This is a genomic window from Sphingomonas sp. LR55, from assembly GCF_036856015.1.
Classification (GTDB): domain Bacteria; phylum Pseudomonadota; class Alphaproteobacteria; order Sphingomonadales; family Sphingomonadaceae; genus Sphingomonas.
The window spans coordinates 2,485,627-2,504,095 of record NZ_JASPFO010000001.1 but is presented as its reverse complement, the minus strand read 5'-3'; the positions used below and the strand labels follow the sequence as shown (position 1 = coordinate 2,504,095).

Annotated in this window: 13 protein-coding genes, 1 tRNA gene, 3 pseudogenes and 1 riboswitch; of the genes and pseudogenes, 11 read left to right on the top strand and 6 right to left on the bottom strand. The window is 69.0% G+C overall.

Annotated features, from left to right (window positions below; all coding sequences use genetic code 11):
* Positions 1-66 precede the first annotated feature (66 nt).
* From QP181_RS11910 to QP181_RS11890, 5 genes and pseudogenes are all read right to left on the bottom strand, one after another.
* On the bottom strand, positions 67-1,326 hold the full coding sequence (locus QP181_RS11910) for an adenosylmethionine--8-amino-7-oxononanoate transaminase (RefSeq protein ID WP_333928643.1): 1,260 nt from the start codon (positions 1,324-1,326) through the stop codon (positions 67-69).
* Entirely contained in the window at positions 1,323-1,940 is a 618-nt protein-coding gene (bioD, locus tag QP181_RS11905; protein ID WP_333928642.1) for a dethiobiotin synthase, read from the bottom strand. Before bioD ends, QP181_RS11910 begins: the two co-directional genes overlap by 4 nt.
* Positions 1,937-3,057, bottom strand: a pseudogene (locus QP181_RS11900) (8-amino-7-oxononanoate synthase). The gene bioD and the pseudogene QP181_RS11900 overlap by 4 nt, the downstream one beginning before the upstream one ends.
* A 426-nt stretch (positions 3,058-3,483) precedes the next feature.
* The gene (locus QP181_RS11895) at positions 3,484-4,119 is read right to left on the bottom strand and encodes a 2-dehydro-3-deoxy-6-phosphogalactonate aldolase (RefSeq protein WP_333928641.1); all 636 of its coding nucleotides are present in this window, start codon (positions 4,117-4,119) and stop codon (positions 3,484-3,486) included.
* The gene (locus QP181_RS11890) at positions 4,116-4,979 is read right to left on the bottom strand and encodes a 2-dehydro-3-deoxygalactonokinase (RefSeq protein ID WP_333928640.1); all 864 of its coding nucleotides are present in this window, start codon (positions 4,977-4,979) and stop codon (positions 4,116-4,118) included. The genes QP181_RS11895 and QP181_RS11890 overlap by 4 nt, the downstream gene beginning before the upstream one ends.
* Before the next feature lie 208 nt (positions 4,980-5,187).
* On the opposite strand from QP181_RS11890, the gene QP181_RS11885 reads away from it, so the two are divergent.
* The 3 genes and pseudogenes from QP181_RS11885 (at position 5,188) to QP181_RS11875 (ending at position 8,352) form a co-directional block, all read left to right on the top strand.
* Positions 5,188-6,030 (top strand): hypothetical protein, encoded by an 843-nt coding sequence (locus QP181_RS11885; protein ID WP_333928639.1) that lies wholly within the window; start codon positions 5,188-5,190, stop codon positions 6,028-6,030.
* Positions 5,955-7,202 (top strand): annotated as a pseudogene (locus QP181_RS11880) (DEAD/DEAH box helicase); the annotation flags it as partial. The gene QP181_RS11885 and the pseudogene QP181_RS11880, both read left to right, overlap by 76 nt.
* Before the next feature lie 208 nt (positions 7,203-7,410).
* Entirely contained in the window at positions 7,411-8,352 is a 942-nt protein-coding gene (locus tag QP181_RS11875; RefSeq protein WP_333928638.1) for a TRCF domain-containing protein, read from the top strand.
* 29 nt (positions 8,353-8,381) lie between these two features.
* On the opposite strand, the gene QP181_RS11870 is transcribed toward QP181_RS11875, so the two are convergent.
* Positions 8,382-9,221: an N-formylglutamate amidohydrolase gene (locus QP181_RS11870; RefSeq protein ID WP_333928637.1), complete on the bottom strand. Its 840-nt coding sequence runs from the start codon at positions 9,219-9,221 to the stop codon at positions 8,382-8,384.
* Positions 9,222-9,356: 135 nt separating this feature from the next.
* Here QP181_RS11870 and cpdR point away from each other — a divergent pair, with 135 nt between their 5' ends.
* From cpdR to alr, 8 genes and pseudogenes are all read left to right on the top strand, one after another.
* The gene (gene cpdR, locus QP181_RS11865; RefSeq protein ID WP_055881295.1) at positions 9,357-9,734 is read left to right on the top strand and encodes a cell cycle two-component system response regulator CpdR; all 378 of its coding nucleotides are present in this window, start codon (positions 9,357-9,359) and stop codon (positions 9,732-9,734) included.
* A gap of 44 nt (positions 9,735-9,778) precedes the next feature.
* Positions 9,779-9,853: transfer RNA gene (locus QP181_RS11860), tRNA-Val, on the top strand.
* Between the two features lie 94 nt (positions 9,854-9,947).
* Complete coding sequence (locus tag QP181_RS11855; RefSeq protein WP_333929620.1) at positions 9,948-12,029, top strand: TonB-dependent receptor; 2,082 nt, start codon at positions 9,948-9,950, stop codon at positions 12,027-12,029.
* Between the two features lie 319 nt (positions 12,030-12,348).
* Positions 12,349-12,546: riboswitch (cobalamin riboswitch) on the top strand.
* Between the two features lie 115 nt (positions 12,547-12,661).
* Positions 12,662-14,560, top strand: a complete 1,899-nt coding sequence (locus tag QP181_RS11850) for a TonB-dependent receptor plug domain-containing protein (RefSeq protein ID WP_333928635.1) — start codon at positions 12,662-12,664, stop codon at positions 14,558-14,560.
* A pseudogene (locus tag QP181_RS11845) lies at positions 14,557-15,156 on the top strand (ABC transporter substrate-binding protein); the annotation flags it as partial. The gene QP181_RS11850 and the pseudogene QP181_RS11845, both read left to right, overlap by 4 nt.
* A 357-nt stretch (positions 15,157-15,513) precedes the next feature.
* On the top strand, positions 15,514-16,482 hold the full coding sequence (locus tag QP181_RS11840) for a FecCD family ABC transporter permease (RefSeq protein ID WP_277983411.1): 969 nt from the start codon (positions 15,514-15,516) through the stop codon (positions 16,480-16,482).
* Positions 16,473-17,252, top strand: a complete 780-nt coding sequence (locus QP181_RS11835) for an ABC transporter ATP-binding protein (RefSeq protein ID WP_333928634.1) — start codon at positions 16,473-16,475, stop codon at positions 17,250-17,252. The genes QP181_RS11840 and QP181_RS11835 overlap by 10 nt, the downstream gene beginning before the upstream one ends.
* Positions 17,253-17,371: 119 nt before the next feature.
* Positions 17,372-18,382: an alanine racemase gene (alr, locus tag QP181_RS11830; protein ID WP_333929619.1), complete on the top strand. Its 1,011-nt coding sequence runs from the start codon at positions 17,372-17,374 to the stop codon at positions 18,380-18,382.
* Positions 18,383-18,469: the final 87 nt, after the last annotated feature.

Here is an 18,469-nt window from a genome sequence, read left to right as displayed (position 1 = left end):
TACTCGGCCGCGATCTTATCTCAACGTGGGACGTACATCATTTGTTGCTGCACCGCAGCAAAAACGTCAGGAGTCTTGCCCCAGCACGTCGCACGCCTCGCCGATCGCCGCGTAGATCCGGTCGAGATCGGCATCGTCGATGCAATAGGGCGGCATGACGTAGACGGTGTTGCCGAGCGGCCGGAGCAGCAGGTCACGCTCTCCGAAGAACGCAAGCAGGCGGGGGCCGATCTGCGACAGATAGCCGTCTTCGCCGCGCAGCTCGACCGCGGTGATGGTGCCGATCTGGCGCGCGTTGGCGATCCGCGGATGCTCGGCGAGTGTGCCCAGTCGCGTGGCCTGACGTGCGGCGAGATCGGCGATCCGCTCGCGCACGGGTTCTTCGCGCCAGATCGCCAGATTCGCGTTGGCGGCGGCGCAGGCGATCGGGTTGGCGGTGTAACTCGACGAGTGGAAGAACATCCGCGCGCGGTCGGTCCCGTAATGCGCCTGGTAGATCGCCTCGGTCGCCATTGTCACCGCGAGCGGGATCGCGCCGCCGGTCAACCCTTTCGACAGGCACAGGATATCGGGCACCACGCCCGCCTGTTCGCAGGCGAGCAACGTGCCGGTGCGGCCCCAGCCGGTCATCACCTCGTCGGCGATGAACAGCACGTCGTGCGCAGCGCAGATCCGCCGCATCTCGGCGAGGATGTGCGCGGAATAGATGTGCATGCCGCCCGCGCCGAGCAGCAGCGGCTCGACGATGAACGCGGCCGGGTGCGCGGCGCAGGCTTTCTCAAGCGCGTCGAGCGTCACTTGTTCGAGCCCGGCGGCAGGGAAGGGGATCGTGCCGACATCGAACAGCAGAGGCTCGTACGCCCGGTTGAACACGCCGCGTGCGCCGACCGACATCGCGCCGATCGTGTCGCCGTGATAGCCGTGTTCGAGCACAAGGATGCGGTGGCGGTCCTCGCCGCGATCGAGCCAGTAGCCGAGGGCCATCTTCAGCGCGCACTCGACGCTGGTCGACCCGGAGTCCGAGAAGAACACGCGCGTCAGCTCCGGCGGCATGATCGCGGTCAGTCCGCGCGCGAGGTCCTCGGCAGGCTGGTGCGTCCAGCCGGCGAAGATGATCTGGTCGAGCTTGCCCGCCTGCTCCGCGATCGCCGCCATGATCTTCGGGTTGGCATGGCCATGCGTGGTCACCCACCAGGACGAGATCGCATCGACGATCCGCCGGCCATCCGAGGTGTAGAGCGCGGCGCCCTCGGCATGCGTGACGAGCGGGATCGGCTCGCGCAGGCCGTGCTGCGTGAACGGATGCCAGACGGGGGAGGCGCTCACCGGAACGCCTCCAGGTGGAAGTTCGCGGCGAACGCCGCGGCCAGCGTCGCGGCGTTGAGCGGATCGAGGCGGGGCAGGCGGCCGAGCCTCCGGACCTTGCCGAGTGCGGCGATCGTCGCCTCGCTGTCCTCGACCGCGTCGCCGACGAAGGCGATGCCGAGGATCGGTACGCCGCGGCTGCGCAACGCCTCGATCGACAACAGGCTGTGGTTGATCGTGCCGAGCCCCGTGCGCGCGACGAGCACCACCGGCTTGCCCCAGCGCGCGAACAGGTCGGCGAAGATCAGGTCGCGCGTGACCGGCACCATCACGCCGCCCGCACCCTCGACCACCAGCGGGCCATCGACTCCGGGAAGCGTTAGCCGCTCGGGATCGATCGTCACATCATCGATCTCTGCGGCGAGATGCGGCGAGCACGGCGTGGTCAGCCGGTAGGCTTCGGGGAGGACGTGGTCTGCGGGAACGCCCAGGGTCACGACCGAAGCCGTATCGCTGCCGTCCGCGAGCCCGGCCTGCACGGGCTTCCAATAGCGCGCACCGAGTGCCGCGGTCAGGCCCGCAGCGAACACCGTCTTGCCGATATCCGTGTCCGTTCCGGTGACCACGATCGTCATTGCAGCGCCTCTCCCAATACAGTTCCCAAAGCCGCGATATCTGCCGCCGTCGCGTTCAGCGTCAACGAAATCCGCAACCGCGACGTACCCTCGGGCACGGTCGGCGGCCGTATGCCGCGGACGTCGAACCCCGCCGCCTGGATCGCGCTCGCGACACGCATCGTCCGCGCTGCGTCGCCCAGCAGCAGTGGCAGGATCTGCGACCCGGTCGCCACGACACCGTGCGGCGCCAGCACGCGCTCCGCCGTCGCGATCAGGCCCCACAACTGGTCCCGCCGCGCGGGTTCGTCGGCCATGATCCGCAACGCCTCACCGACCGCCAGCGCCATCAGCGGCGACGGTGCGGTCGAGAAGATGAACCCGCGGCCGCGATTGACGATGAATTCGCGCATCACCGCCGGCCCGCACAACAGCGCGCCCTCGCAGCCGAGCGCCTTGCCGCTGGTCCGCAGGGTGATGACGTTCGCGCGCCCGTCGAGTCCTTCGGCGAGACCACGGCCATCGGTGCCGAACACGCCGGTCGCATGCGCTTCGTCGATCAGCAGGATCGCGTCATGGCGGTCCGCGACGTGCGCGAGATCGGCGAGCGGCGCGCGGTCGCCGTCCATGCTGTAGAGGCTCTCGACCGCGATCCATACGCGGCCCGTGCCACCCGTCGCACGCCATGCGGTAATCGCATCTTCGAACGCATCGGCATCATTATGCGCCGCGCTAACGCAGGTTGCCCGTGCGAGACGCATGCCTTCATGCGCACTGGCATGGATCAGTGCGTCGTGGACGATCAGGTCGCCGCGCTGGGGCAATGTCGCGAACAGGATCGTGTTGGCGATGTAGCCGCTGGCAAAGAACAATGCCGCCTCGGTCCCGAAGAACCGCGCGGCGTCCGCTTCCAGCGTTTCATGCTCGGGCGCGTTGCCGCGCAAAGCCGCGAGCCGCCCGAGCCGACCGGTACGCCCCTCGACAAGGCTTCGATCATCGCGGCGCGCAGGCGGTCCGACCCGGCGAGCCCAAGATAGTCGTTCGAGGCGAAGTCGATGCCGGTGCGCGGGCGGAGCGATCGATAGCGGTCGGCGGCGGCCAGCGTGGCGAGGTCTCGGTCCTGGTCGGCGAACATCATCGCGCCGCCCTAAACCCAACGCGCTGCGAAGACGATAGCGGGTCGATCGTGAGCTCCAATCGGTTGCCCCTCCGTCACCCCAGCGAAAGCTGGGGTATCCCTGTTGTCGCGCGGGAGACCCGAACCGGGAGACCCCAGCTTTCGCTGGGGCGACGAACGGGGGTGCGCGGCCTAGCGTACGCTGTGCCCAGCTCGACCGGTGCGGCGCTGCACCGCCCTAAATCCAACGCGCTGCGAAGACGATAGCGGGTCGATCGTGAGCTCCAATCGGTCGCCCCCTCCGTCACCCCAGCGAAAGCTGGGGTATCCCTGTTGTCGCGCGGGAGACCCGAACCGGGAGACCCCAGCCTTCGCTGGGGTGACGGACGGGTGTGCGCGGCCTAGCGTATGCTACGCCCAGTTTCAGCGACGCCAACCGGTACGGCGCTACTCCGCCTTCAACGCCGCCATAAACCCACGCGCCCGCGCGCCGACGTCCGCCGCGGTCATCCCCGGCGCGTACAGCGCCGAGCCCAGACCGAAGCCAGCGGCCCCCGCCTTGCGCCACTCGGCCATGATCTCCGGCACGACGCCACCGACCGGCAGAACGCGCGTATCCTTGGGGAGGACGGCGCGCATCGCCTTCAGAACGGCGGGGCTGGCGGCTTCGGCGGGGAACAGTTTCAGCGCCGCGGCGCCCGCTTCCAGCGCCGCGAACGCCTCGGTCGGCGTGGCGATGCCGGGGAGCGCGACATAGCCGCGCTCCGCCGCCGCCGCGATCACGCGCACATTCGCGTTGGGCGCGATGATCAGCGTGCCGCCGGCCGCGCCGACTGCCTCCACATCCTCGACACACAACACCGTGCCCGCCCCGACGACCGCGCGGCCCTTCAGCGTGCGCGCGAGGCGAGCGATGCTGTCAAGCGGCTCAGGCGAGTTCATCGGCACTTCGAGGATCGTGAAGCCGGCCTCGACCAGCGCCTCGCCGATCGCCTCGACCTCCTCCGGTTTGACCCCGCGCAAAATCGCGATCAGCGGGCACTTCGCGAAGGCGTCGTCGAAAGCTTGGCGGTGCGTGGTCATGCTGCAAGATCCTGGATGCGGGTGATGCCGGCGACGAACGCGGCCTGACTGTCGATATGGTGCGACGTGCCGCCGAGCGCATCGATCGCATCGGCATAGAGTGCGCCGAGGGCCGGGTCGGCGAGGATGTGCACCGTCGTGCCGCGCTCGATCCGCGCGGCGGTATCCGCCCCGATCAGCAGACCGCTCGCGAACGACGCGGCATGCGCGTCGTCGGCGATCCCGAGCACGCCGCGCGCGCGGATCGCGAACAGGCTGGCGGCCAGATCGCGTTTCGCGCCCTCCGTGACGCCGTCGCGGAACGCTGCACCGGGTTCGACCGGATGGCCGAGCTGGCTGGCGAGGATGCCGTGTGTCCGCAACAGCGCGAAGAGTTCGCCGGTCATCGCGGTGGTGAAGCGGGTGATCGCGCCCGCTTCGATCGTCGCCCATTTGCAGTGCGTGCCGGGCTGGCACAGCAGTGCGTCGGCGGGCACCAGCCCGGCAGCGACCGCGCCGAGCAACTGCACCTCTTCGCCGCGCATCACGTCGGCATGCAGCCCGTCGCGGTACGACAGCCCCGGTACGATCGCGGTCCGCTCGTCGATCCAGTGGAGCGCGGCGGCAATCTCGGCGAGCCCGGCGGGTGCGGCGACATACGGTACGCTACGCCAGCCAATGGTCGATCCGACCATCCCCGCGAGGAGGATCGGCAGGTCGCCAAGCCGGTCACGGATGCCCATGACCTCGGCCGCATAGTCCGCAGGCGCGACCGTCGCTGCGCCGCGATCGTCGCGTTCCGAGGCAATGACGAGCCCTGCCTCGATCCGGAACGCGCGGCGGTTCGAGGTGCCCCAGTCGACCGCGATGAAAGACGTCATGTTCGCCACCTCACTCCCGTCGCGATGCAACGGTATTGATCGTCGGAATTATACGACAAATCTTTGATGTCCAGCACCGACCGCGTTGAGCACCCCGACAGCGACACGCATCGGTGACACCCATCGGCAAACGCACTGATCGAGGATAGCGTCGCAGGAACACGCGTCGATGCGTCTCGTTCAGTTCGGACCAGCGAGAGGAATGCGTGTGCTTCAAACCAGCCGTCAGGCCGAGACCGAAACCGGCATCATACCGGCCGCGCCCCTTGCAGCGCCCCCTGCGGCGATCGCGGCGGCAATCGCCGATCGGCTCGCACAGGGTGATCTTGTCTACGTCGCGCTGGATGATCAGCGCGCGACCGATATTGCGGCGATCGCCACGGCGCTGGTGCCCGACGCGGTGGTCGTCCAGTTGCCGTCGAGCGATGCCTTGCCCGGTGACGACGCGCCCGCGTCGCCGGCCAATGTCGGATTGCGCGTGGCGGCCTTGCGTCGCGTGCGCGCGGCGACCTTGGGCGATACCGGGCCGGTCCTGCTGGTGACCACCGCGGAGGCGACCGCCGTACGCTACCCTGAGCCGGCGATGTTCGACGCCGCCCCGCCCCGGCTCACGGTAGGCGATGCGATCGACGTCGAGGCGTTCGCGGCGACCGCAGCTGAGATCGGTTACATCGTCGACGATCGGATCGACGAGCCGGGCGAGATCGCGGTGCGCGGCAACGTCATCGACATTTTTCCCGCCGATCGTGCGACCCCCGTCCGTATCGAATTTGCCGAGGGCCGGATCACCGCGTTGCGCGAATATGATCCCGTCTCGCAATTGGGATCGGCCGATATCGCCTGTATCGAGGTTGGCCGCGCGACCGAGCCCGTGGTCGAGAAGGGGGTCGCCCTCCTCGCGCATCTCCCCGACGCGGCGATCGCGTGCGACCCCGGCGTCGATCGCCGGCGCGCGGTTTATGGATCTTGCCGCCGATGGCCTGCCGCGTCGCAAAGCCAGTGCCGATCTGGTTGCGACCCGGTCATGGGACGCGGCGGTCGCCAAGCGTGACATGGTCGCGATCGATCCGGGCGACGCGCCGTCGCCCCGTTTCGTCGAGCACCGCGATCCCGCCCGCGCGTTTGCCAAGCTTGCGCGCGACGTGCTTGCCGATCTCGCGCCTCGTGCTGGTCGGCTCGCCGCGCGACCTGCGGTTCCTCCAGCCGCGGCTCGAGCATCGTACCAAGATCGCGTTCACGGCGATCGAGCGATGGTCGGACGTCGCCGCGGCCAAGCCGGGCAGCGCGATGCTGCTGGTCGCGCCGATCGACCGCGGCTTCGTGGCGCCCGGCGTCACCGTCATCGCGGGCGCCGACCTGCTCGGCGGCCGCGCCCGCGGCGACGAGATCGGCGCAAGCGGCCTTGGCGCGCTGGCCGGCCTGTCGAGCGAATTGCGGTGCGGCGACGTCGTGGTCCACGAGGAGTTCGGTATCGGCATCGTCCGCGGGCTTGAGGCGCTGCCCGACGCGGGCGGCGACGCGATCGTGCTGGGCTATGCCAAGGACGGTCGCCGCCTCGTGCCAGTGGCGGAAGCCGACCGGATCTGGCGCTATGGCGCGGATGCCGACGCCGTGACTCTCGACGCGCTGGACGGTTCGTCGTGGCAGAAGCGACGTGGCGCGATCGATGCGGCGATCGCCGAAAGCGCGCGTGATCTTGCGGCGATCGCGGCGGAGCGCGCGGCGCGCACCACCGACCCGATCGTCCCCGACCCCGCGGCCTATGAACGCTTCGCCGCCGGCTTCGCGTTCACCGAAACGCCCGATCAGGCGCGCGCGATCACGACCACGCTGGCGGACCTGGCCAGCGGCAAGCCGATGGACCGTCTGGTGATCGGCGATGTCGGCTACGGCAAGACCGAGATCGCCTTGCGGGCAGCCGCCGCGGTTGCCTTGTCGGGCCGACAGGTCGCGATCGCCGCGCCGACGACCGTGCTCGTGCGGCAGCATATCGAGACCTTCGCGCGGCGCTTCGAAGGGACCGGCATCACCGTTGCCGGGCTGTCCCGCCTGTCGAGCACGGCGGAGAAGGCCCGCGTGAAGGCGGGGCTCGCGGATGGTTCGATCGGCGTCGTCATCGGCACCGGGGCGATCGCCGGCAAGGGAGTCGCCTATAAGGATCTCGCGCTGGTCGTGATCGACGAGGAGCAGCGGTTCGGGGCGGCCGACAAGGCCAAGCTGCATGCGCTCGGGGCCGGTCACGTGCTGACGCTCAGCGCGACGCCGATCCCGCGGACGCTGCAATCGGCGATGATCGGGCTTCAGGGCATGTCGGTGATCGCCACCCCGCCCGCGCGCCGCCAGCCGATCCGCACCGCGGTCGCCAGCTTCGACGATGCCACCGTCCGCGCTGCGCTTCGGCGCGAACGCGCGCGGCGGGCAGAGCTTCGTCGTGGTGCCGCGGATCGACGACATGGCGCCGCTCGCCGCAAAGCTCGCCAAGCTGGTGCCCGAACTCGGGCTCGTCCAGGCGCATGGCAAGATGCCCGCAGCCGAGATCGACGAGGCGATGGTCGGCTTTGCGGCCGGCGACGGCGATGTGCTGCTCGCCACCAACATCATCGAGGCGGGGCTCGACGTGCCGCGCGCCAACACGATGATCGTCCATCACGCCGACCGGTTCGGCCTGTCGCAACTCCACCAGTTGCGTGGCCGGGTCGGGCGCGGCGGGCGACGCGGGCAGGTGATGCTGTTGACCGACGGCGATGCTACGATCGCCGAGGCGACGCTCAAGCGGCTGCGGACGTTGCAGGCGTTCGACCGGCTCGGCGCAGGCTTCGCGATCAGCGCACGCGATCTCGACCTGCGCGGTGCGGGCGACCTCGTCGGCGAGGCACAGGCGGGGCATATGAAGCTGATCGGGATCGACCTGTACCAGCATCTGTTTGGCCGTGCGTTGCGGCTGGCGCGGGGGGAGGCGGTCGACGACTGGGTACCCGACCTGCACCTCGGGGTTGGCGGCAGCCTGCCCGACACCTGGATACCCGAGGAGGAGGTGCGCCTGTCGCTCTACGGGCGGTTGGCACGGCTGGAGGACGTCGCGGCGCTCGACCAGTTCGAAGCGGAGCTGGAGGATCGCTTCGGTGTGGTACCCGATTCGGCGCGTCGGCTGCTGTTGCTGGCGCGGATACGGTTGCGCGCCTGTGTTGCGGGTATCCGGCGGATCGACGCCGGTCCTGCCGCGATCGCGTTCACCCCGAACGACCGACGCGCCGACGCGCCGCTTGAGGATCTGGTCGAGAAGAACGGTCGCTGGATCGCGCAACGGGCGGTGGCGGATCCGGTCGAGCGCGCCGCGCAGGTCGAGGCGTTGCTCGATGCGTTGACCGACTGATCGGCCTACCAGTTGGGATCAGGCGAGGCTTATTCGGCCGCCGCGGCAAGCGGTGTCGAAAGGGCCTCGTCGGCAAGCCCGGCAAGCATCGCGCCCACCATATCCACCACCCGCGCGAAACCGGCACCCGGTGCATGCAGCTTGCGATCGAGATAGATGGTGCGGTCGAGCTCGAGCTGGATCGCGTGGATGCCCAGATCGGGGCGGGCATGGCGTTCGAGGATATGTCCACCCGCATAGGGCGTGTTGCGCGCGACCGAAAAGCCATGCGCTGTGCAGACCGTTTCGGCGCGGTCGACGAAGCGTGGCGCGGCGGCATGGCCGAACCGGTCGCCGAGCACGATCCGCGTTCCACCAGGGCCGAGCGGGGGCATCGAATGCACGTCGAGCAGCACCGCCACGCCGAACCGCGCATACGCCGCCTGCAACGCGGCTGCGACCGCTGCGTGATAGGGCCGGTGGTCGTCGACGATCCGCGCGGTCACTTCGGCATCGGTGAAGCGGCGCGCCCACAGGTCGCCGGCGCCCGAGACGCGGCGCGGCACCAAGCCAAGGCCGCTGCGCAATTTGGCGGACTGCTGCGCGGGCGGGATCGATCGCGCGCCTTCGTCGAGTTGGGCGTCGCGTTCGTCCTCACCGCGGTTGAGATCGATCCAGGCACGTGCGCGACGCTGGATGATCATCGCCTGATCCGTCCGCGCGCTCCGTGCCACCGCATCGACCAGCCGGTCCTCGAGCGGCAGCAGCGCCGCCAACGGCACGCGCAACGCGGTCTTGAGCGAGAGCGGATAGTCGCGTCCGGCATGGGGTACGGAGATCACGACCGGGCTGGTCGGCGGCGCGGTATCTTGGTGTTCGAAAGGGGGCAAGCGCTCGAAGGGGGCGATGACATGGCAAGCACGCTAGGGCGACGCGTCGGAACGGGCAATCGATCTGGAAATGTTAACCACTTTGCGCGTAGGGAAAGCGCGTCAATGTACGCGTGAAAACAGGACTTTAGATCGATGTTGCGAATTCTGCTGGCCGAGGACGATCAGGTCATGCGCGAATATCTGACGCGGGCGCTCGAGCGCTCTGGGTATGCCGTCACCGCCGTAGACCGCGGGACCGCGGCGATTCCGCTGCTCGAGACCGAGACGTTCGACCTGCTGCTCACCGATATCGTGATGCCCGAGATGGACGGGATCGAACTGGCGCAGAAAGCCGGCGAGATGTGCAAGGACCTGCGCGTGATGTTCATTACCGGCTTTGCGGCGGTCACCCTGAAGGCCGGGCGCGCGATGCCGCAGGCCCGCGTCCTGTCGAAGCCGTTTCACCTGCGCGACCTGGTCGCCGAGGTCGATCGGCTGTTCGAGATGGATAATGTCACCGGCATGCATTGAGCGCTTGCACCCCGCGATAAGCGCGGCTAGTGGAGCGCTCCGGCGGGCGTGTAGCTCAGTGGTAGAGCACTGTGTTGACATCGCAGGGGTCGCAAGTTCAATCCTTGCCACGCCCACCATAGAAAGCCCCGCTAACCTCCGGGTTAGCGGGGCTTTTTGCTGTCTGGGCGTTTCCGACCTTCCGGTATCGTGAAAAGCTGTCATGCGGCACGGATGATCCGCTTCTCGATTTTCGCCGCCGCTATCCTGTCATCCAGCGCCCTGCTGTCGCCTGGCGCCGTGCTTGCGCAGTCCGACGTGCCGCCGCCCGCCGCCGACAGTCCGGTCGAGATCGTCGTGACCGGGCGCGGATTGGCGGATGCGCCCGGCGACCGCGCCTATTCGATCGTCACGATCGAGCGCCACCGGATCCAGGCGAATGCGAGCAATCGGCTGGAGAGCGTGCTGGCCGACGTCGCCGGGTTGCAGCAGTTTCGCCGCTCGGATTCGCGCAGTGCCAACCCGACCAGCCAGGGGATTTCGCTACGCGGGATCGGCGGCAACGCCTCCAGTCGCGCGCTGCTGATCTTCGACGGCGTGCCGCAGGCGGATCCGTTCGGCGGCTGGGTCGCATTCCCGGCCTATGCGACGGGGCGGCTCGGGCGCATCCGCGTGACGCGCGGCGGTGGCAGCGGCTATCAGGGACCGGGCGCGCTGGCCGGGACGGTCGAACTGGAGAGCGCGACGCCTGACGACCTGACGCCGTTCCAGGGCAGCGTCGCCTATGGCAGCCGCGATTCGGTCGATGCGCAGGGCTCGGCGGCGCTGGTGCGCGGGTCGGGGTTCGCGACCGTGTCGGGGGCGTACGCGCGCGGGGACGGGTTTACGCCGACCGTCGCGGAGAGCCGCGGGATCGTCGATCGCGCCGCGCCGTACGAGCAGGCGTCGGGCGCATTGCGGACCGTCGTCGGGATCGGCGCGAAGACCGAATTGCAGATGAATGCGAGCGCGTTCACCGATCGGCGCGACCGGGGGAGCGACTTCACCGGTAACAAGAGCGAGGGGGCGGATGCGAGCATCCGGCTGATCGGGCGCGGGCGTTGGGGCTATTCTGCGCTGGCGTATCTGCAGACGCGCGCGTTCGCGAGCAGCTTCAACAGCATCAATGCCGCACGGACGACCGCGATCCAGTCGCTGAACCAGTATAATACGCCCGCCACCGGGCTTGGCGGGCGGATCGAGATCGCGCCGCCGCTGGGCGAGAGCATCACGCTCAGGCTGGGGGCGGATATCCGCGACGTGAGCGGCAAGACGCAGGAGCTCTATACGTTCGTCAACGCGGCGCCGACGCGGCGGCGGGAAGCTGGCGGGAGTACGACGACGACCGGCGTGTTCGCCGATGGAAGCCTCGCCGCGGGCGACTTTACGTTCAGCCTTGGCGGGCGGGTCGATTGGTGGTCGATCGATGGCGGCTATCTGACGGAACGGCCGCTCGCGACCGGCGCGGCGCTGACCAACCTGCGCTATGCAGACCGCGACGGCAGCGAGACGACTGGGCGGGCGGGCGTGGCGTACCAGCCGGTCGAGGCGATCACGCTGCGGGCCGCCGGCTATCGCGGATGGCGATTGCCGACGCTCAACGAACTGTACCGGCCGTTCCGTGTAGGCAATGATGCGACCGCGGCGAACGCCTTGCTATCGCCGGAGCGGCTGACCGGGGTCGAGGGAGGCGTCACGCTGACGCCGGCACCGGGCGTGAGCATCGCCGCGACCTATTTCTACAACCGGTTGAAGGACGCGATTGCCAACGTCACGACGACCAACCCGCCGCAGGTGCTGCCGGGGGTCGCCACCTACCGCGTCCGCCAGAACCTCGATGCGATCCGCGCGCATGGCTTCGAACTGGATGCGTCGTATCGACCGGGTCCGCTGGGCGTGCAAGCATCGTGGTCGCACACGAACTCGAAGGTCGAGGGTTCGGGGATCACCGCCGCTCTGGACGGATTGCGACCGGCGCAGACCCCGCGCGACCAGATGTCGGGGACGGTCGACTGGCGGCACGACTCGGCGGCGCTGTCGCTGACCGTGCGTCATGTCGGCCGGCAGTATGACGACGACCAGAATACGCGGGTGCTTGGGGCCGCGACGACGCTGGATGCCTATGCCGCGCTGCCGATCCTGCGCTCGCTTGTCGCCGAACTACGCGGGGAAAATCTATTCAACGAGCGCGTCGAGGCAGGGATCAGCGGCGCGAACATCGTCGAACGCGCAACGCCGCGGACGATCTGGGTAGGGCTGCGTTACGGCGGGCGGTGATATCCTCCCTACCAAGGAAAACGGAGACAGCGTGTTTCCCCGCGAAGGCGGGGACCCAGTCTGGGCTCCCGCCTTCGCGGGAGAACAAGGAAGGGTAAGCGACGTTCTGACCAATACGCCACCACCCCGGCGGAGGCCGGGGCCCAGTTGGCAAGGTCGTAGTAACGAAGGACCGCGCTCCGTTAGCGACGTTACCCAACTGGGCCCCGGCCTCCGCCGGGGTGGTGCGATAGACGGTGAGCCAGCTTTACCGCCAGCGCGTGCTATCGCGGGTCGATGCTCCTTATCCCCCGCGTTGACCCGTGTCTGGCGTGCGACTAATGCCACTCCCGTGAAGGGTTCCCGGCGACGGGATCAAAAGGGAAGTCGGTGCGCGGGAATCCGCAAGACCGGCGCTGTACCCGCAACTGTGACCGGATAGCGGCCACCCCGATATGCCACTGGGTTTCGACCTGGGAAGGCGGGGTGGGCGCGGCGACCCGGAAGCCAGGAGACCTGCCTCTCACGGTCGATCCACTGCGCGGGCGGGTGTCCGGCGCGGACGAGTGCTCCGGTCCAGCCGGGTTTCCTCGAGCGAGAGACGTCTGGCCGCCCCGCGAATGGTCGCAGGCGGTTTTGCTTAGGACGTACCCATGACGAAATTCTTCCTTCTGCTCGGCGCCGCGGCGATCGCAGCGCCCGCTTTCGCCCAGACCATCCCCGATCCCGACGCGCCCGAAGTCGTCGTCACCGCAACCCGCGCCGCGCAACCGCTGAGCGAGATCGGCCAGGCCGTCACCGTCATCGACCGCGCCGAGATCGAGCGCCGCCAGACCGTTGTCGTCTCCGATCTGCTCGCGACCACGCCGGGCGTGACGGTAACGCGCAACGGCACGGTCGGCGCGCTGACCAGCGTCCGTATCCGCGGTGCCGAGGCGGACCAGACGCTCGTCGTGATCGACGGCGTCCGCGTCAATGATCCGTCGTCGACCGGCGGCGGCTTCAACTTCGGCAATCTCCTGTCGAGCTCGGTCGAGCGGATCGAGGTGCTCCGCGGCCCGAACTCGGTGCCATGGGGCAGCCAGGCGATCGGCGGCGTCGTCAACATCATTACCGCGGCACCGACCGAAGGCGTGCAGGCGCGCGCCAACGCCGAGTACGGCTATGCCGACAGCCTGTTCGCGAGCGCGGGCGTCTCGGGCAAGACCGGGCCGGTGTCGGGATCGCTGACCGGCGGCTATCTCCGCACCGACGGCATTTCGTCCGCGGCCAGCGGCACCGAGCGCGACGGCTATCGCCAATATGGCGCGACCGGGCGCGTGGGCGTCGAGTTCGCACCGGGCATCGGCCTCGACCTGCGCGGCTATTTCGCCGACAGCCGCGTCGAGATCGATGGGTTTCCGGCTCCCGATTACGTGCTCGCCGACACGCCCGAAAATTCGAAGACGCGCGAGGCTTACGGTTACGCAGGGCTGCACGCGAACTTCGCCGACGGCCGGTTCAACAACCGCGTCGCGTTCACGATCGCCGACATCAACCGCGACAATTACGACCCGAGCTTTGGCAGCGATCCGACCTTCATCGGTCGCGGCCGCAGCGAACGCTACGAATACCAGGGCGACTTCCGCCCGCTCGACCAGGTCCGCGTGGTCGCGGGAGTCGAGCGCGAGAACAGCCGCTTCAATGACGGCTTCACCTTCGCGGATACCGGCATCACCAGCGTCTACGGCCAGCTGATCGTCAAGCCGCTCGATATCCTCACCATCACCGGCGGCGTCCGCAACGACGATCACGACGATTTTGGCAGCCACACCACATTCGGCGCGAACGCGGCGCTGGCGTTGCGCACCGGCACGACGATCCGCGCAAGCTATGGCGAAGGCTTCAAGGCACCGACCCTGTACCAGCTCTTCTCCGACTACGGGAATCGCGGCCTCGATCCGGAGACCGCGCGCAACTTCGACGTCGGGGTCGAGCAGGCGTTCCTCGCCAACCGGGTCCGCGCAGGCGTGACCTATTTCAACCGCCGTACGCGCAACCAGATCGACTTCCGCGATTGCAGCCCGGCGGAGCAGACGACCGCCGGTTCAATCTGCATCGACCGCCCGTTCGGCGTCTACGACAATATCGCCCGCGCCGAGGCGGACGGCGTCGAGTTCACCTTGGCGCTGCGCCCGGTCGACGCGCTGACGCTGACCGCGAACTACAGCTATATCGACACCGAGAACCGCTCGATCGGCAGCGATTTCGGCAACGATCTCGCGCGCCGTCCCAAGCAGACCGCGAGCGTCGACGCCGATTACCGGTTCGCGTTCGGGCTGTCGGTCGGCGGCACCGTGACGATGGTCGGCGACAGCTTCGACGACGCCGCCAACACCGTGCGGCTCGACGGCTATGCGCTGGCGGGCGTCCGCGCGGAAATGCCGATTACCGACCGGATCGCGCTGTACGGCCGCGTCGATAACCTCACCGACTCGCGGTACGAGACGATCGCGGGCTACGGCAATTACGGTCGCGCGGCGTATGGCGGCGTGCGGTTGCGGCTGAAGTGAGGCGCGGGGCGATCCTCCTCGCGCTCCTGCTCGGGGGCTGCGCGCAATCCCCCGGCGCGGGCGGCGGCGGCGGGATCGTCTCGACCAATCCGTGCGTGGATTCGGTGCTGGTCCGGATCCTGCCCGCATCGCGGATCGCCGGGATCAGCCACTATTCGCAGGACCCGGCGGCGACCTCGATCCCGCTTTCGGTAGCGCGCCGGTTTCGCGGCATCGCCGGGACCGCCGAGGAGGTGATCGCGCTCCACCCCGATCTCGTCATCGCCAGCACCTATACCCCGCCGGCGACCCAGGCGGCCTACGCGCGGGCCGGACTGAAGACGATGCTGCTCGGCATCCCGGACTCGATCGCGGAGAGCCAGGCACAGGTGAAGCAGATCGCCGACGCGGTCGGTGCACCCGCGGGTGGCGCACGGATCAACGCCGATATCGATCGCGCAGTCACCCGGTGGAGCCGCAAGGATGGTCCGTCGCCGAGCGCCTTGCTTTATATCAGCGGCGATCTCGCGACCGGGGGGAGCACGTTGCTGAACGAGATGATGACCCGCGTCGGCTTCCGCAACGCCGCGGCGAGCTACGGCCTGACGCATACCGGCACGCTGTCCGCGGAGACGATCGTGACGCAACCCCCGGCTATCGTGATCGCCCCCGAACGCGCCAGCCGCGGCACCGCGCTACGCCACCGGTTGTTGCCGCGTACACCGCAAGCCGTCTTCCCGCGCGTCCTGATCAACTGCGGCGGTCCGACCATTCCCCCGCACTCGAGCGCCTCGCCGCGATACGGGCGGCGCTGTGATGCGGCACGCATACCAGAACCACCCCGGCGAAGGCCGGGGCCCAATTGGAATGGCGGAAATAATGGAGCGCTGCACGCCGTCACGATCGTCCCCCAATTGGGCCCCGGCCTTCGCCGGGGTGGCGGCAGTCGCCGGTATGCTTGCGGTGAACCTGTGATGACCCGCACGCCCAAACTCATCACCCTCGGCGTCCTTGTCATCCTCCTGTTCGGCCTGTCGCTCGGCTGCGGGAAAGTCTGGGTGCCGTTCGACGCCTGGTTCTCGAGCGACCCGCGCTGGTGGATCATCCTCGAACTCCGCCTGCCACGCGCGGTACTCGGCCTCGTGCTCGGTGCCACGCTCGGGCTGTCGGGCGCGGTCCTGCAAGGCTATCTCCGCAACCCGCTCGCCGACCCCGCCGTCGTCGGCATATCGTCGGTCGCAGCACTCGGCGCGGTCGCCGCGATCATCTTCGGGGCCGGTTCGGGACCTGCCATCTTCGCCGCTGCAATGCTCGGCGCGGGCGGTGCGGTCGCGCTGCTCGCCGCGCTGACATGGCGATCGCCGAGCGCGATCACCTTCATCCTCGCCGGCACCGTGCTCGCCAGCCTCGCCGGCGCGCTGACCGCGTTCCTGATCTCGATCGCGCCCAACCCCTATGCGGTCGCCGAGGTGATCGACTGGATCATGGGCGCGCTGACCGATCGAGGCTGGGACGATATAAAGCTCGCGCTGCCGCCGATGCTGCTCGGCGGCGTCCTGCTGATGCTCACCGGCCGTTCGCTCGATGCATTGTCGCTAGGCGAGGCGGCGGCGCGATCGCTCGGGATACGGATGGGCCGCATCCGGTGGCTGGTCGTGCTCGGCACCGGGCTCGTCGTCGGTGCAGGCGTCGCGGTGACCGGCGTGATCGGCTTCGTCGGCCTCGTCGTGCCGCATCTGCTGCGCCCGATCTTCGGCCACCGCCCGAGCGCCCTACTGCTCCCCTCAGCGCTCGGTGGAGCCGCGCTCGTGCTCGCCGCCGACAGCCTCGTCCGCCTCGCCCCCGGCGCAGGCGAAGTCCGGCTCGGCGTCGCAATGGCGATGATCGGCGCGCCGTTCTTCCTCGGGTTGCTGGTCAAGGAACGAGGCCGGGCATGGATCTGATCGTCGACGCACTGCGCGTGAAGCTCGGCAAGCGCACCGTCCTCCACGACGTCTCCGCGCATCTCCGCCCCGGCCGAGTCACCGCGATCCTCGGCCCCAACGGCGCCGGAAAGAGCACGCTCGTCAAGGCCGCCGCCGCGCTCGTCGGTGGCAGCGCGGGCAGCGTCCGACTCGACACGCAGGACGTCGCGACGATGGACCCGCGCGCCCGCGCCCGCGCGATCGGCTACCTCCCGCAGGATGCGACGGTGCACTGGAACATCGTCGCACGCGATGTCGTCTCGCTCGGCCGCCTGCCGCACCTCGGCGCGCATGCCGCCCCATCGCCCGACGACCACGCCGCCGTCGATCGTGCGATGCACGATACCGAGACCGCGCACCTCGCCGATCGCCCGGTCGGCGAACTCTCCGGCGGTGAGCGCGCCCGCGTCCTGCTCGCGCGCGTCCTAGCAGGCGAACCGCGCTGGTTGCTCGCCGACGAACCGCTCGCCAGCCTCGACCCCTCGCACCAGATCGACCTGCTCGCCCGCCTGCGCGCCTACGCGGGCGGCGGGGCAGGGGTCGCGATCGTTCTCCACGACCTCGTCCAGGCGCAGCGCGCTGCGGACGACGCGCTGCTGATCGCCGACGGTCGCATCGTCGCGTTCGGTCCGGTCGCCGAGGTGATGACCGCGGACACGCTCGCCCAGGTGTTCGGCGTCCGCGTCGCGCCGCTCGACGATGGAGATCGCCGCCTGCTGGTCCCGGTCGGGCGTGTCGAGATCGGCTAGCCAAGCGACACGCCCGGTGGATCGGGGCCAAGTCGGGGCCGGCGGGGTGAAAGATCATCGACGCGCGGAGCCCGGTTCACTATCCCGCGCCGGGTGATCGACATTCCCGCCCCCTCCGCCTGCGCCTCGACGGCGACGCACTCGTCCAGAACTGGCGTACGCTCGACCGCATGAGCGGCACCGCGGCATGCGGCGCGGCGGTGAAGGCAAACGGCTACGGCCTGGGCGCGATCGAGGTCGCTCGCCGCCTCGCAGGCGCCGGCTGCCGCGACTTCTTCGTCTCCAACTGGCAGGAAGCCGCCGAACTCGCGCCGCTGGGCCTGACGATATCTGTCCTCCACGGCGTCCGCGACGAGGACATGCCCGCCGCCGCAGCCGGCTTCGCCCGCCCGGTCCTCAACACCCCCACCCAGGTCGCCCGCTGGAAAGCCGCGGGGGCAGGCCCGTGCGACGTCATGGTCGACACCGGCATGAACCGCCTCGGCATCTCGACAGACGACATCACCGGCGGCCTGCTCGACGATGTCGAAATCGAAACGCTGATGAGCCACCTCGCCTGCGCCGACGAAGACTCACCGATGAACGCGGTCCAGCGCGACCGGTTTGCAGCGCTGGCGGGCACGAAATCGGCGAAGCGCACGAGCCTCGCCAACTCGGCCGGCATCGCACTCGACGGCTATGCGTTCGATCTCACGCGACCGGGGCTAGCCCTTTACGGCGGTGTTCCCCGGCCCGAACTGAGCACGATCCGGCAGGTCGTCCGCCCCGAAGCGCAGATCCTGCAACGCCGCCGCGTGCGCGCTGGCGACAGCGTCGGCTACAACGCGCGCTGGACGGCCGAGAACGACACCGAGGTCGCGGTCCTCAACCTCGGCTATGCGGACGGCTATCGACGGCATTTCACCAATGTCGGTGCGGCGTTGGCGTTGGGCCGGGTGTTGCCCGTCCTCGGCAGGGTGTCGATGGACCTGGTCGCGATCGACGTCGACGCGGCCAGTGAGTTGGAGGAGGGCGACTGGGTCACGCTGGACTACGCCCTGCCGACGAGTGCCGCGGCCTCGGGTCTCTCGCAATATGAGTTGCTGACCGGCCTCGGCCAGCGGTTCGACCGGGTGTGGTCGGTTAGCTGATCGTAAAAGGTTACCCGACCATCGGGGCCAACGCGTCCCGATGTGTCGCAGAGTAGGCGATCGGCCGTCCTGTAGCTGCCAGCCCAC

Coding starts and splice junctions, on each gene's coding strand:
- bioD (WP_333928642.1), bottom strand. CDS start 1,940: ATGACGATCGTGGTCACCGGAACGGACACGGATATCGGCAAGACGGTG.
- QP181_RS11895 (WP_333928641.1), bottom strand. CDS start 4,119: ATGACCACGCACCGCCAAGCTTTCGACGACGCCTTCGCGAAGTGCCCG.
- QP181_RS11890 (WP_333928640.1), bottom strand. CDS start 4,979: ATGACGTCTTTCATCGCGGTCGACTGGGGCACCTCGAACCGCCGCGCG.
- cpdR (WP_055881295.1), top strand. CDS start 9,357: ATGTTGCGAATTCTGCTGGCCGAGGACGATCAGGTCATGCGCGAATAT.
- QP181_RS11855 (WP_333929620.1), top strand. CDS start 9,948: ATGATCCGCTTCTCGATTTTCGCCGCCGCTATCCTGTCATCCAGCGCC.
- QP181_RS11850 (WP_333928635.1), top strand. CDS start 12,662: ATGACGAAATTCTTCCTTCTGCTCGGCGCCGCGGCGATCGCAGCGCCC.
- QP181_RS11840 (WP_277983411.1), top strand. CDS start 15,514: ATGACCCGCACGCCCAAACTCATCACCCTCGGCGTCCTTGTCATCCTC.
- QP181_RS11835 (WP_333928634.1), top strand. CDS start 16,473: ATGGATCTGATCGTCGACGCACTGCGCGTGAAGCTCGGCAAGCGCACC.